Source organism: Streptosporangium sp. NPDC000095, assembly GCF_042899335.1.
In the GTDB taxonomy this organism is placed as follows: Bacteria; Actinomycetota; Actinomycetes; order Streptosporangiales; family Streptosporangiaceae; genus Streptosporangium.
In genome coordinates this window covers 160,062-172,833 of sequence record NZ_JBIAZS010000014.1, presented here as the reverse complement: position 1 = coordinate 172,833, position 12,772 = coordinate 160,062, and the positions used below count along the sequence as shown (strand labels likewise).

Annotated in this window: 12 protein-coding genes; 2 read left to right on the top strand and 10 right to left on the bottom strand. The window is 70.3% G+C overall.

Features of this window, described 5'->3' with window-relative positions; all coding sequences use genetic code 11:
- Positions 1 to 53 precede the first annotated feature (53 nt).
- Together ACFY3V_RS28560 and ACFY3V_RS28555 are read right to left on the bottom strand one after the other, a co-directional pair.
- Positions 54 to 773 (bottom strand): ABC transporter permease, encoded by a 720-nt coding sequence (locus ACFY3V_RS28560; protein WP_389777806.1) that lies wholly within the window; start codon positions 771 to 773, stop codon positions 54 to 56.
- 76 nt (positions 774 to 849) lie between these two features.
- Positions 850 to 1,740 (bottom strand): ABC transporter ATP-binding protein, encoded by an 891-nt coding sequence (locus ACFY3V_RS28555; protein ID WP_389777804.1) that lies wholly within the window; start codon positions 1,738 to 1,740, stop codon positions 850 to 852.
- 198 nt (positions 1,741 to 1,938) lie between these two features.
- Here ACFY3V_RS28555 and ACFY3V_RS28550 point away from each other — a divergent pair, with 198 nt between their 5' ends.
- A complete protein-coding gene (locus ACFY3V_RS28550; RefSeq protein ID WP_362897901.1) occupies positions 1,939 to 2,886 on the top strand; it encodes a methyltransferase domain-containing protein in 948 nt (315 codons plus the stop codon).
- A 52-nt stretch (positions 2,887 to 2,938) separates the two neighbouring features.
- On the opposite strand, the gene ACFY3V_RS28545 is transcribed toward ACFY3V_RS28550, so the two are convergent.
- From ACFY3V_RS28545 to ACFY3V_RS28535, 3 genes are read right to left on the bottom strand one after another with little or no spacing between them, the layout of a single operon-like run.
- Entirely contained in the window at positions 2,939 to 4,246 is a 1,308-nt protein-coding gene (locus ACFY3V_RS28545; protein WP_362897903.1) for a polysaccharide biosynthesis C-terminal domain-containing protein, read from the bottom strand.
- Positions 4,243 to 6,342, bottom strand: a complete 2,100-nt coding sequence (gene asnB, locus ACFY3V_RS28540; protein WP_389777801.1) for an asparagine synthase (glutamine-hydrolyzing) — start codon at positions 6,340 to 6,342, stop codon at positions 4,243 to 4,245. Before asnB ends, ACFY3V_RS28545 begins: the two co-directional genes overlap by 4 nt.
- On the bottom strand, positions 6,330 to 7,496 hold the full coding sequence (locus ACFY3V_RS28535) for a glycosyltransferase (RefSeq protein ID WP_389777799.1): 1,167 nt from the start codon (positions 7,494 to 7,496) through the stop codon (positions 6,330 to 6,332). The genes asnB and ACFY3V_RS28535 overlap by 13 nt, the downstream gene beginning before the upstream one ends.
- 46 nt (positions 7,497 to 7,542) lie before the next feature.
- Here ACFY3V_RS28535 and ACFY3V_RS28530 point away from each other — a divergent pair, with 46 nt between their 5' ends.
- Positions 7,543 to 7,695, top strand: a complete 153-nt coding sequence (locus ACFY3V_RS28530; protein ID WP_362897909.1) for a hypothetical protein — start codon at positions 7,543 to 7,545, stop codon at positions 7,693 to 7,695.
- Positions 7,696 to 7,704: 9 nt separating this feature from the next.
- Here the strand turns inward: ACFY3V_RS28530 and ACFY3V_RS28525 are convergent, their stop codons facing one another.
- The 5 genes from ACFY3V_RS28525 to ACFY3V_RS28505 form a co-directional block, all read right to left on the bottom strand.
- Positions 7,705 to 8,610: an SDR family oxidoreductase gene (locus ACFY3V_RS28525; RefSeq protein WP_389777796.1), complete on the bottom strand. Its 906-nt coding sequence runs from the start codon at positions 8,608 to 8,610 to the stop codon at positions 7,705 to 7,707.
- Positions 8,611 to 8,716: 106 nt separating this feature from the next.
- A complete protein-coding gene (locus ACFY3V_RS28520; protein ID WP_350941467.1) occupies positions 8,717 to 9,325 on the bottom strand; it encodes an ATP/GTP-binding protein in 609 nt (202 codons plus the stop codon).
- Entirely contained in the window at positions 9,306 to 9,653 is a 348-nt protein-coding gene (locus tag ACFY3V_RS28515; protein WP_350941469.1) for a DUF742 domain-containing protein, read from the bottom strand. The genes ACFY3V_RS28520 and ACFY3V_RS28515 overlap by 20 nt, the downstream gene beginning before the upstream one ends.
- The gene (locus tag ACFY3V_RS28510; RefSeq protein ID WP_350941470.1) at positions 9,653 to 10,078 is read right to left on the bottom strand and encodes a roadblock/LC7 domain-containing protein; all 426 of its coding nucleotides are present in this window, start codon (positions 10,076 to 10,078) and stop codon (positions 9,653 to 9,655) included. Before ACFY3V_RS28510 ends, ACFY3V_RS28515 begins: the two co-directional genes overlap by 1 nt.
- A complete protein-coding gene (locus tag ACFY3V_RS28505; protein WP_389777793.1) occupies positions 10,059 to 12,416 on the bottom strand; it encodes a nitrate- and nitrite sensing domain-containing protein in 2,358 nt (785 codons plus the stop codon). The genes ACFY3V_RS28510 and ACFY3V_RS28505 overlap by 20 nt, the downstream gene beginning before the upstream one ends.
- Between the last annotated feature and the right edge of the window lie 356 nt (positions 12,417 to 12,772).

The window sequence follows — 12,772 nt, the reverse complement described above, 5'->3', positions numbered from 1 at the left end:
CCGCGGCAGGAGCACACGAGGCACTCTCGTACGGTCGGCGGCGTCGAGGGACGTCATCGGCGCGGCTCCCAGCGGAAGATCCGGGAGGCGAGCGCGACGGCGACGACCACCCAGCCCAGGGTGGGCCCGAGGAGGAGCAGGGAGTCGGTGAAGGGGACGCCGCCGTTCCAGGCGTTGACGGCGAGTTCGGTGGCCGAGCCACCGGGGAGCAGCCGTTTGAGCATGGCGAGTTCCTCGGTGCCGGTGATTCCCACCCAGCTGGCCACGGCGATGGCGCCGAGACTGACGGGCAGCGTGGTCACCTGGGCGTGTTCGGGGGAGTTCGTCACTCCCGCCGTGGCCAGTCCCAGGCCGAGCATCATGATCATCATCGAGAGGACGGCCGCCGCGAGGAGGAGGACGTTGTCCGGCCAGCCCGTGACGGCGGCCAACGCGGTCATGATCACGGCCACCTGGACGAGCGCGATGACGGTGACCGGGAGGATCAGCCCGGAGATGATCTCACTGTCGCTCGCCGCGGTGGAGCGGAGCCGCTTGAGGAAGAGGTTCTGCCGACGTGAGGCGAGGGTCGTCACCACGGTGGTGTAGAGCCCGAACGCCCCCACGGTGAACATCATGATCGCCGCGATGTATCCGAGGCTGCCGATGGCGGCGAAGCCCTCGTGCTGGTAGATGAAGAACCCGCTGACCACCATGGGCATGACGAGACTGGTGACCAGGACCAGCCGGTTCCTGAAGATCTGGATCAGCTCGCTGCGAGCGATCGAGAGCATGGCGAAGCTTCTTTCCTTTGAAGGTTCGGGGGTTTGCTAAGGGCTCGGGGGTCCACGCGCTTGAGAGGACGGAGGTCTACTCGCTGCCGAGGGCGCGGAAGACGTCGTCGAGCCGGGTCGAGCCGGCCTGGAGGTCCCGCAGTTCCACCGAGTGGTCCTGCGCCCAGCGGAGCAGGGTGTGCAGGTCCTTCTGCAGGCCGAAGGTCTCGATCAGGAACGTGCCTTCGGCGTCGCGGGCGGCCTGCAGCGGGAGCGGCGCCTCGGGAAGGGTGTCCGGCAGGGAGAAGCGGATGGTGGATGGGAGGGTACGCGTCAGTTCGGAGACGGTCCCCTCCCGCTGAAGGGTGCCCTGGTGCATGAGGCCGATGCGGTCCGCGTACTGCTGCGCCTCTTCCAGGTAGTGCGTGGTGAGAACGATGGTGGCGCCGTCTTCGCGCAGCTTGCCGACGGTCTTCCACAGGTCGTCCCTGGACTGGATGTCCAGGCCGGTGGTGGGCTCGTCCAGGAAGATCAGCTCAGGCGTTCCGTACACGGCGGTGGCGAAGTCCAGGCGTCGCTTCTCGCCGCCGGAGAGCTGGGCCACCTTGGTGCCAGCCTTGCGGGTGAGGTTCACGACGCCGAGGACGCGTTCGACCGTGTCCGTGCGCCGGGTGAGTTTTCCGATCAGCCGGATCGACTCCCGCACCGTCAGGTCCGGGGAGAAGCCGCTTTCCTGCAGCATGATGCCCATCCTGGGCCGTACGGCGTTCCTGTCGCTCGGGCTCTGCCCGAAGACCCGCACGGTGCCCGAGGTGGCCCTGCGGTGGCCTTCGACGGTCTCCAGGGTCGAGGTCTTCCCCGCCCCGTTCGTGCCGAGCAGCGCGTAGAGCTCTCCCTGCCGTACCTGGAGGGAGAGGTCCTTCACGGCGTGGAAGTCGCCGTAGGCGAGATTCAGACGTTCAACGTCGATAACCGGTGTCGAGGACATGCGTCGATCTCACCAGCCGCCGCGCTCATCGGGCAGTGCGACCACGTCATGAGCTTGTCATGACATTTATCGGGTGAACGTATGACGTGGCGTCACTGTCGCCGCCCCGGAATGTCTTCCTATTGTGATCGATCGGATGCGGTAGGTTACGGATCATCGTTCGGGAAGTCCTCGTGCGGCATGTGGCAGGAGACGATGGTGGACGAGACCCTTCTGCAGGTCAGCCGGGGTGAAAGATTCGCCTTCGGCCGCAACTGGAAGGCCTTCGTCGATCTTGTCGACGAGAGTCGCGTCCAACGCGCGATCGACTCGCTGCGGGCGACCCTGGAGGTCGAGGATCTCGCCGGGCGCACCTTCCTCGACGTGGGCTGCGGCAGTGGCCTGTTCTCACTCGCCGCACATCGCCTCGGTGCCCGCGTGCACTCCTTCGACTCCGACGCCGAGGCGGTGGAGTCCGCCGTGCGGCTACGGCACGCCTTCGCTCCCGACGGCTCCGGGGCCGTTGAAGGGGGAGCGACCGACGCCCCGCGGATGACCGAACGGGAAGCGGCCGACGCCTCCCAGACGGCCGAGGAAAGAGATGCCTCCTGGACGATCGAGCGGGGGTCGATTCTGGACGGCGGTTACCTCGCGGGGCTGGGGACCTTCGACGTGGTGTACGTCTGGGGAGTCCTGCACCACACCGGGGCCATGTGGCGGGCCTTCGACGCCACCGTCGGGCTCGTCGCCCCCGGCGGGCTGCTGTTCGTCTCGCTCTACAACGACCAGGGCAGGCAGAGCCGGGTCTGGACCGCCGTGAAGCGGCGCTACAACCGGTCGGGGCCGGTGACCCGCTGCGCCCTGGTCGCCGGGAGCGCGGCGTACATCTACCGGGCCTGGCCCCTGATCAAGGTCGCGCGGCTGCTCCGTGGCCGGGCCGATCCCACGGCCCCCCAGCCGCGGGGCATGTCGCGCCGGCACGACATGCTCGACTGGGTGGGCGGGTACCCGTTCGAGGTCTCCAGGCCCGAGCAGGTTCTCGCCCGTGCCCGCGCGCACGATCTCAGTCTCCTGCTCCTCAAGACGTGCGCGGGCGGGCTCGGCTGCAACGAGTACCTGCTCAAGCGACCGGCCGAACCAGCGCGATCAGCCGTGTCAGCCGTGTGAGCCGTGTGAGCCGAATCAGCCTGATCAGGCGGGTCGCCCCCGATCGGGCGGATCAGCCGACGCGCAGGAGTCCGCGGACCCGGTGGGCGATCTCGCGCACCTCGGCGGCACCCGGGCTCAACCTCCGCAGGGGCACTCCCGCCGATCGCGCGAACCAGACCAGTTGGGTCGCGGCGAGGGCCGTGTAGGCGATCGTGGACGCCAGGGCGCACCCGGCGACACCCGCTTCGGGGACGAGCAGGACGTTCAGCACGAGGTTCGCCGACAGCGCCGCGCCGTACATCAGCGAGGTGGCGAGCGGCAGGTCGAGGCGGAGCAGGTAGGCCGCCGCCGGGGCCGCGACCGCGGCGACGGCCACGCCCGGTGCGAGCACCAGCATCGGGACGACGCACCCGGCGAAGGCCGGACCGGCCGCGGCGACCACCAGGAACGGCCCCGTCAGGCAGAGGAGGACGAGTGACGAGGCGGCGAGGACGGCGGTGATCCGGATCGTCCGCGCCGTGTACGCGGCGGACGCCTCCCGGCTCGACTCCATCTGCCGGGGCAGGGCGACCTGAACCACCGCGCCGGTCATCGCCCGCAGGAGTTCGGCCGGTGTCACTGCCATGGAGTAGATCCCCACCGAGGCGGGCGTGCTCATCGCGTTCAGGATGAGGACGTCGAGCCGCAGCAGCAGGAAATGACAGACGTACCCCGGGTGGTAGCGCAGCCCGCACGACAGCGTACGGGCGGCCAGCCGCCCCTCGCGCGGGCGGCGTACGGGCAGGGGCGGCAGCAGGAGCAGCAGGTTCACCACGAAGGAGAGGGCCCAGACGATCACTACTCCCTCCACGGTGAGCCATCCGGGAAATCCCAGGGCCGCCAGGGCGAAGCACTGCAGGGCGGCTCCGGCCAGCGAGCCCCGGTTGACGACCCCTGTGCGGGCGCGCAGGACGTGCACGTTGTTGACGTAGACGATCGTCGTCATGACGGGTACCGCGGCCAGCCCCCAGACCAGCGTGGAACGGTCGGCGCCGACGCCCGGCAGGGGCGCGACCGTGAGGAAGGCGATCCCCGCCACCACCGCCCCCACGGCGAGCCCCAGCCACGGGCAGTTCGCCGCGATCGCGGGCCGATTCTCCTCCCGCGTCCACAGCGCCGTCTGTGACTTCTCCACCGACAGGTTTCCCATCGCCGCCGCCGTGGTCGCGATGGTGACGATCACCCAGTAGGCGCCACGGTCCCCCGGCCCCAGGGCGCGGGCCACGATCACGCTGGTGAGTCCTCCGGCGACGGTGAGCGTGAGGTGGGTGAGGAGCAGGTGGGCCAGGCGGGTGGCGGTCGCGTCTCCGCCGCGCCCCGTCGCGACCGTGGCACTCACGTGAGCCGCGGTCGCCGATGACGGTCCTCGGCCGGTTGTGCAGTGGGTTGTACGGCGGGCCGCACGGCCGGTTGCACAGCCGATCGTGCGGCTGACGGTACGGCGGGCTGTTCGGTCGATCGTGAGGCCGGTTGTACAGCGGGTCTCACGACCGGCTGCCCGGCCGACCGTGCGGCAGGTCGCGCGACGGACTGTTCGATCGATCGTGCGACCGGTTGTACGGCGGGTTGTTCCGGCAGGTGGGTTCGGTGCCAGAGCTCGAACTGCAGCAGGGCCCAGATGCGCTTCGAGTGGTCCCGCCCTGCGGCGTGCTCGGCGAGCAGGCGGGCGACGACCTTCGGATCGAAGATCCCCCGGTCCCGGGCGGTGGCGTCGGTGAGCAGGTCGTGGGCGAGGGGACGCAGCCCGCTCCTGAGCCAGGAGGCGAGCGGCACCCCGAACCCCATTTTCGGGCGCCTCAGCAGGTGGGCGGGCAACCAGCCGGCGAGGGCGTGCTTGAGGAGGTACTTCGTCGTACCGCCACGGACCTTCAGCTCCCCCGGCAGGCCCGCGGCCCATTCCATCAGGACGTGGTCCAGGAAGGGGGAACGCGCCTCAAGCGAGTAGGCCATCGTGCTGATGTCGGTCTTCACCAGCAGGTCGCCGGGCAGGTAGGTGTTGACGTCGACGTCCATGGCCCGGGTGAGGTCACAGCCCGCCGAGGACTCCTCGAAGGCCCGCTCGATGATGTCGCCGCTGTGGACGCCCGCCACCAGGCCACGCTGCCACGGGGTGTAGACCTGCCGCTTCTGTTCCTCGGTGAAGTAGGACATCAGGCGTGTGTATCCGCCTGCCGTCGGCAGTCCGGCCAGTTCCATGCCCCACCCCGCCTTGCGGAGCATCGATCCCGGGCGCGACAGGGCCTGCACGCTCCTGCCCGCCGCACCCAGCAGCGGTGACGCCGCCGACGGCATCCGCAGCCGGGAGATCCACCGCAGCAGCGTGTAACGGCGGTAGCCGCCGAAGGACTCGTCCCCGCCGTCCCCGTTGAGCACCACCGTCACCTCCCGGCCGCTCAGCCGGGCGACGAGGAGGCTGGGAATCGCCGAGGAGTCGGCGAACGGCTCGTCGAAGTGCCAGGCCAGGGTGGGGAACACGTCCAGCGGGGCGTCGGAGAGGACAAGCTCGGAGTGGTCGGTGCCGTAGAGGGCGGACACCTCCCCGGCGTGCGCGCGCTCGTCGAAGGCGGCCTCCTCGAAGCCGACACAGAAGGTGCGGACCGGCCGCGAGGACTGCCGTGCCATCGCCGCGACGACCGCGGAGGAGTCGACGCCCCCCGACAGGAAGGCTCCGATCGGGCGCTCGCCGGTCATCCGCAGCCGGGTCGCCTCCAGCAGCAGCTCGCGGAGCCGTTCGGCCTCCTCCTCGACGGCCGCCACCGGGCGGGGAGTGGCGTCCAGCCGCCAGTAGCGGTCGACGCGCACTCGGCCTTCCTGCCACACCAGGGTCGAGCCCGGCGGGAGCTTGCCAATCTCCTCGAAGATCGACCAGGGGGCGGGCACGTACTGGAACGTCAGATAGTGGTGCAGGGCGACCGGATCGATCTCGCCGCGCCGGTTCGGGTCGCGGACCAGTGCCTTCAGCTCGGAGGCGAAACGCAGCGAGCCCGACCTCGTCTCCCAGTAGAGCGGCTTCTTGCCGACCCGGTCGCGGGCGAGCAGCAACCTTCGCCTGCGCCCGTCCCACAGGGCGAAGGCGAACATGCCGCGCAGGCGGTGAACGAGGGCGTCGCCGTGTTCCTCGTACAGGTGGACCAGGCACTCGGAGTCGCCGTTCGCGGCGAGGCGGTGTCCCTTGGCCAGCAACTCGGCCCGTAGCTCGGCGAAGTTGTAGATCTCGCCGTTGAACACCGCGACGACGTGGCCGTCCTCGCTGTAGACGGGCTGGTCGCCACCGGCCACGTCGACGACGGCGAGACGGCGCGTCCCGAGCACGACCGAGTGCTCCACGTGCATGCCGCTGCCGTCGGGACCGCGGTGCACGAGTGTCTCGCACATGTCGCGGACCGTGTCCGGGTCCACCCCGTCGGGGCAGACGGCACCGGCTATCGCGCACATCGCTCCTCCAGAAGGCGCCGGTACAGCGTCAGATGTCGGTCGATCATGGAGTCCACGCGGAGGTTGTCCAGTGCCCAGGCGCGGGCGGCGGCGCCGAGGGACGCTCCCAGGCGAGGGTCGCGCAGCACGCGCTCCAAGGCGTCGGCCAGTGCCCGGGGATCCTGCGGGGGGACCAGCAGCCCGCGCCCGTTCAGCAGCTCGCGGGTGCCGCCCACCGCGGTGGCGACGATCGGCCTGCCCGCCGCCATCGCCTCCATGACCGCGTTGCTCATCCCCTCCTGGAGCGAGGCGAGCACCACCACCGACGCCCGGCGCACCAGGGCCTGGACATCCCTGCGAAGGCCCAGGAGGCGCAGGTCCACCCCCAGGCTCTCCGCCTGCGGTGTCAGGGCGTCGCGCTCAGGTCCCTCTCCCGCGAGCACCAACGTGCACGGCGTACCCCGGGCCGCCAGCAGCGCCATCGCCTCGACGAGGTAGCGGTGGCCCTTGTACGTCAGCAGGTTGGCGACGCAGCACACGACCGGCAGGTCGGTCGCGACCGACGCGGGCGTGATGGGCAGGAAGGCCGACTCGGGGAGCCCGTTGTAGATCACGCTGATCTTCTCCGGGGCGAGACCCTCCACCCTCCTGGCGTCCTCCGCCACGGCCACGGCGTTGGCCACCACGTGCCGCGTCAGCCGGACGGCGAGGCGCTCCAGCGCGTGGACCCCGTACGGGAGCCTCTTGAAGAGGCTCAGGCTGCGTCGTCCCGCCACGATGACGGGGACCCGGGCGAGCCAGGCGATCGGCGTGCCGACCACATAGGCGTGGTACAGGAAGGCGTGGAGCACGTCCGGCCTGAGCCGCCGTACCAACCTGACGAGGCGTACCGCCGCGAGCAGGTTGCGGGGAAGGGCGGTGATTCCCGTCGACAACGCCGTGAACCCGGCGTTGTGCACGGGGACGCCGGCGCGTTCGAGCGCGTCACCGTACGGACCTCCCGAGTGCAGGGTGACCACGTCGACCTTCACGCCGTCGCGGGCCAGGCCCGTGGCCAGGAGGAAGATCTGCTTCTCGGTGCCGCCGACTCTCAACTGCCCGGCCAGCAGCAGGACGCGACGAAGCCCGCCGGATGCCGCCGCCCGGCCCGAGATCACCCCGCGGCTACTCTTCACGTTCGCGATCTTACGTTCGGTAATCGCCAGCGTAAGGGAGATCGCCGTGGCCGGTGAGCGTGTCGCGGCCCGGCGGGCGAGGCCGGTCGCCCCGTCCACCCTCCGCTGCGCCGCCGACAGGAACGCCGTATCCACGCCGCCGACAGGCGCGTCGTCGGTCCGGCCCACTCGGCCCGGCTACGCGACCCGCCGCCCCTGACCGTTCGGATCAGGTACGCGGTCCCGGGGCTCGGCGGAAGGCGAAGGGCTGGCTCTCACGGCCGGGGACGACGAACCAGCACTCGCCGGTGCCGTCGCCGTCGAGCAGCCGGAAGAAGGTGTCGACGACGGACGAGACGTCGAGGATCGGGAAGCCGAGTCCCTCCAGCACCGCCTTGCTCTCACCGAGGATCGCGGTGTCGGCGAAGGACGGGCAGAGCGCCTGCACCCTGATGCCGTGCGGCCGGAGGTCCTCGCCGAGCGAGCGGACGAGTCCGACGACGGCGTGCTTGTTGGCGGCGTAGACGGGGTCGGAGGGGATGCCGACGATGCCCGCCATGCTCGCGGTCGCCACGATCGTGCCGCCGCCCGACGCCCGCAGGGCGGGGATCGCGGCGTGCGCCCCGAAGACGACGCCGTCGAGGTTCACACCCATCGCGAGGCGGTAGCGCCGGATGTCGAAGTCCTCCCCCAGGCCGCAGCCCGAGGCGATGCCCGCGTTGAGGAAGGCGAGGTCGAGCCTGCCGTACCGCTCGACCGCGGTCGCCACCGCCGTCTCGTTGTCCTCCAGCCGGGACACGTCGCAGTGGACGTACGTCGCTCCCAGCTCGTCCGCGAGCCTGCCGCCCGCGACGTCGTCGATGTCGGCGAGGACGACGCGGGCACCGCCCTCGGCCAGCCGCCGGGCCACTCCCGCGCCGATGCCGTTGCCGCCGCCGGTGACGAGGGCGACCCTGCCCTTCAGCTCGTCGGCGCGGACCACGTTGAACGCCTCCGCCGGGCTCGCCTGGCTCCCCGTTCCCAGCCCACTGAGCAGCCCGCCCCCGGTGAGGCCGACCTTCGCACCCGCGCCCGCCTTCTCCGGGCCCCCCGCCCCCGTCCCCGCGACCTCCACGCTCGTGTTCTCCGTGTTCACAGGGGCGGCCCTCCGGTGGCGGCGTTGGTCGAACCCGTACTCCGGTACGCCGCGATCGTACGCTCGGCGACACGGTCAGGGGAGGTTCACGCGGGTGCGACGGGGCTCAGGCGCCTGCGTGGGCCGCCTGGAAGGCGCCTCCCGCCGCATAGGTGACCAGCGTGGTCAGCACCTCCTTGACCGAGTCGCGTCTGCGCACGTCACAGAGGATGATCGGTGCCACGCCGTCCAGGCCCAGTGCCCGCCGCACCTTGATCGGGTCGTGCCGGCGCGCGCCGTCGAAGCAGTTGACCGCGACGACGAACGGGAGCCCGCGCTGCTCGAAGTAGTCCACGGCGGGGAAACAGTCCTGCAGGCGGCGGGTGTCGGCGAGGACGACCGCGCCGAGGGCGCCGACGGACAGCTCGTCCCACATGAACCAGAACCTGTCCTGGCCCGGGGTGCCGAACAGGTAGAGCCAGAGCCCGTCGCGGATGGTGATCCGGCCGAAGTCCAGCGCGACGGTCGTGGTGATCTTTGACTCCACGCCCGCGGTGTCGTCCACGTGGATGCCGCGCTCGCTCAGCAGTTCCTCGGTGTGCAGAGGCCTGATCTCGCTGATCGTGCCGACCATGGTCGTCTTGCCGACCCCGAAACCACCGGCGACAAGGATCTTGATGGCCATCGCGGGGGTGTCGCCCGGGGGCATGCCCGGCTCAGAGGCCGCGTATTCCATGCAGCACTTCCCTGTAGATGCGTTCGTCGATCGTCTTCCCCATCGGCCGGGGCTTGTCGATGGTGACCAGGCCCTCGCGTCGCAGCTCGCTGAGGAGTACGCGGGTGATGTTGAGTGGCAGCTTGAGATGCGCGGCGACGTCGGCCACGGTGGTGGGCCGACGGCACGCGTGCAGCACGTTGAGGTGTTCGGGCATCAGCCCGACCGGCTCGAAGGGCATCTCGACGGTCGTGACGATGGCCACCAGGTCGAAGCTCTCCCCGACCGGGCGCGCCCTGCCTCCGGTCACCCCGAAGAGCCTGACCAGAGGCCCGGGATCCTCCCCCATCACGTCCTCGTACCGTTCCAAGCGGGCGCTGGGGCGGCTCCCCTCGGCTGAGCGGACAGGTGCTCGCCGACGCGCTTGACCAGCAGCGCCATCTCGTAGGTCACCATGCCCAGTTCGGCGTCGCCCGCGGCGAGTACGGCCAGCCTGGCTCCCTGTCCCGCCGCGGTGACGAACAGGAAACCCCCCTCCATCTCGATGATGGTCTGCCGTACGCCGCCGAGGCCGAAGTGCCGCCCCGCACCCAGCGCGAGGCTGTGGCTTCCCGCCGAGATGGCGGACAGGTGTTCGGCGTCCTCCCGGGTCAGCCCTCGGGAGCCGCCCATCGCCAGGCCGTCGGCGGACAGCACGATGGCGTGCCGGATACCGGTGACCCGCTGGGTCAGGTCGTCGAGCAACCAGCTCAGTTCAGATCTGGGGTCGGGCATCGGAGTGGCCGTCCTTTCGCTTCCACATGTCCGTTTCCTGCTCCGCATGGCTGCGGCCCTGCTGCCAGCCTCGCTGCATGGAGGACATGAGGTGTGAGAGCTCCTCGGGGGTTCGCGCGGTGGTGTCGCGCGCTTCGGGGGAGCGTGTCTGGCGGAGCTGGGGGGCCAGATTAGCCTGCCGTACCCGCATCGGCAGCCCGTCCAGGTCGTCGTCGGTGTCCGGGATGAAGACGGCCCGCCGCACCGGTATCGAGGCGGGGACATCGGGAGCCTCGCGCCGCTCCTGAGTGGGGAACCAGCTCGACGTGGTCTCGGGAGTGTGGGTCGTCCCGTGGTCCTGGGCGCCGGAGAGCGCCCTGGGCCAGTCTTCCGCTGCCGCGCTCAGCGCCCGTGCCGGTCCACCCGGGTGCGCGCCGTCCTGACGCGCCCGGTTCGGCATGGTCTCGGCGGCGAGCGACTCGCAGGTGGCGAGCAGGCTCTGCGGCAGCAACACGATCGCGGTGGTGCCGTCGTACGGCGAGGGGCGCAGTACGACCTTGATCCCGTGCCGGGCGGCGAGCCTGGCCACGACGAACAGGCCGAGCCTGTCGCTGTCCGCCAGGTCGAACTCCGGCGGGTCGGCGAGCTTGGCGTTGAGCTCGTCGAGGTTGGCCTGGCTCAGTCCCAGGCCGCGGTCCTCGACTTCCAGCGCGAAGCCGTTCGCCGCGACCATGCTCCGCACGTGGACCGCGGTGTTCGGCGGCGAGAAGGTGGTGGCGTTCTCCACCAGCTCGGCGATCAGGTGGATCACGTCGGTGACCGCGGCGCCGACCAGCAGCGGCGCGTGCGGCATGGGGAGCACGGTGACGCGGGTGTAGTCCTCGACCTCCAGGATGGCGCTGCGCACCACGTCGAAGATGGGCACCGGGTCACGCCACCTGCGGGACGGAGCCGCGTCGGACAGGATGATCAGGTTCTCCGCGTGCCGCCGCATGCGGGTGGTCAGGTGGTCGAGCTTGAAGAGATCCTCCAGGATCTCCGGTTCTTCGACGCGGCGCTCCATCGTGTCGAGGAGCGTGAGCTGGCGGTGCAGCAGCGCCTGGTTGCGCCAGGCGAGGTTCAGGAAGACCAGGCCGACGCCCTTGCGGAGCGTCGCCTGGCCGACCGCGGCCTCCACCGCGGTGCGTCGCACGGCGGAGAACGCGTGCACGACGCGGTCGACCTCGGCGGTCCTCGCGGGGGCGAGCTCGGGGGCCTCGATCGCCGGGTTCACGTCGTCGCCCCTGCGCAGCCGCTCCACCAGCCGGGGCAACCGCTCCTCGGCCAGTTCCACGGCGGACGCCTGGAGCCGCTTCAGCTCGGCGATCAGGGAGCGGCCGAACCGGTAGGAGGCGAGGATCGAGACGACGATCGCGAGCAGGCCCAGTCCCAGGATCAGCCCGATCCGCAGGTAGGTGTCGTTCCTGAGCGCCTCGCCCCTGGTCGCCGAGCGGGCGAACTCCCGCACGCTCTGCTTGTTGACGGCGACCAGAACGGCCTCGGCGTCACGCTTCCACTCGGCGGCGTCCAGCGGGGGCTTACCGGCGAGGTTCCACGAGAAGATCCTGTCCTCGCCCGCGGTGAACCGCTGGTAGGCGGGGCTCTGCAGGAAGGCCTCGTGATCCGCTTTCAGGTCCGGGCTCATGTCCCGCTCCGCGTAGACCAGGTAGTTTCTCCGGCTGGTCATCGCCGAGACGAAGGCCGCGTGTTCCGCGGGCGTCATCGCGCCGCGCTTCAGCGCCGCGGTGAGGACGGCGTGCTCCCTGCTCGCGAACTCGGCGGTGGTGCTGTAGGCGCCCATGCCGCGGACGTTACGGAATGCCTCCAGGTCCGCGATCGCGGTGGCGTCACCGATCTGCCGGTTGGCGGCGCCGACGAACTCGTTGTAGCCGTCGGTCACCTGGACGGGGCTGAGCGCACCGCGGTCGGTGAGGGTACGGACCTGGCTGAGCCCTTCCATCGCCGCGATCAACGCCCGGATGTCCGTCGGGGCGTTGTCGGGCTCGTATGCCTCGGCGGACGCGACCGCCTGGCGTACCCGGTCCAGTTGGACGTTCGTGACCCGCCGTTGCTTGGAGAGTGTCTCGTTCTGGGCGGTGGCGCCGGCCGACTCGGCGGAGATCTGACGCTCCCGCTGGATCTCGAAGATCAGCTGCCGGATCGGTTCTCCGATCACCTGCCAGCGGCTCTGGGTCTGGGCGATGCCGGCGACCTGCGCGACGGTCGAGTAGGCGACGAATCCCCACAGGACGATCAGCGAGAGGATGGGAAGGAGCAGGATCGCGAGGATCTTCGAGCGAATCGGAGGGGGGTTGCTCATTCGGACTTTCCAATCCGCGGTTCCTGCGCCTGGCCGGCGCCCGCAGGCCGAACGGGCCCCGCGGTCGCACGCCGCGACTGGTGCGTGTGTGATTCGACACACTATGCCCATGGGACTTATCACGCTTCAAGTCACCAGAGCGAAGATTGAATATCAATGTTCCGGGTGGGTAGGGCGGTTTTTTATCAATAAAAAGTGGGTTTCTGGCGATCGCCCAGCTCACACCGGGTGCGGACCGCGAGTGAGCACTCTCCGCCGTCACCACTGATCGAGACGGTTTCGTCACCATCCGCCGACGGACCGCCGGTCAGGCGCCGGGCCCCTCCACTCCCTCGCGCAGTGGCGACGGCGGATCC

Excerpts from the sequence above, each read along its gene's own strand:
- ACFY3V_RS28560 (WP_389777806.1), bottom strand. The coding sequence starts at position 773 with ATGCTCTCGATCGCTCGCAGCGAGCTGATCCAGATCTTCAGGAACCGG.
- ACFY3V_RS28555 (WP_389777804.1), bottom strand. The coding sequence starts at position 1,740 with ATGTCCTCGACACCGGTTATCGACGTTGAACGTCTGAATCTCGCCTAC.
- asnB (WP_389777801.1), bottom strand. The coding sequence starts at position 6,342 with ATGTGCGCGATAGCCGGTGCCGTCTGCCCCGACGGGGTGGACCCGGAC.
- ACFY3V_RS28520 (WP_350941467.1), bottom strand. The coding sequence starts at position 9,325 with ATGGAATACGCGGCCTCTGAGCCGGGCATGCCCCCGGGCGACACCCCC.
- ACFY3V_RS28515 (WP_350941469.1), bottom strand. The coding sequence starts at position 9,653 with ATGGGGGAGGATCCCGGGCCTCTGGTCAGGCTCTTCGGGGTGACCGGA.
- ACFY3V_RS28510 (WP_350941470.1), bottom strand. The coding sequence starts at position 10,078 with ATGCCCGACCCCAGATCTGAACTGAGCTGGTTGCTCGACGACCTGACC.
- ACFY3V_RS28505 (WP_389777793.1), bottom strand. The coding sequence starts at position 12,416 with ATGAGCAACCCCCCTCCGATTCGCTCGAAGATCCTCGCGATCCTGCTC.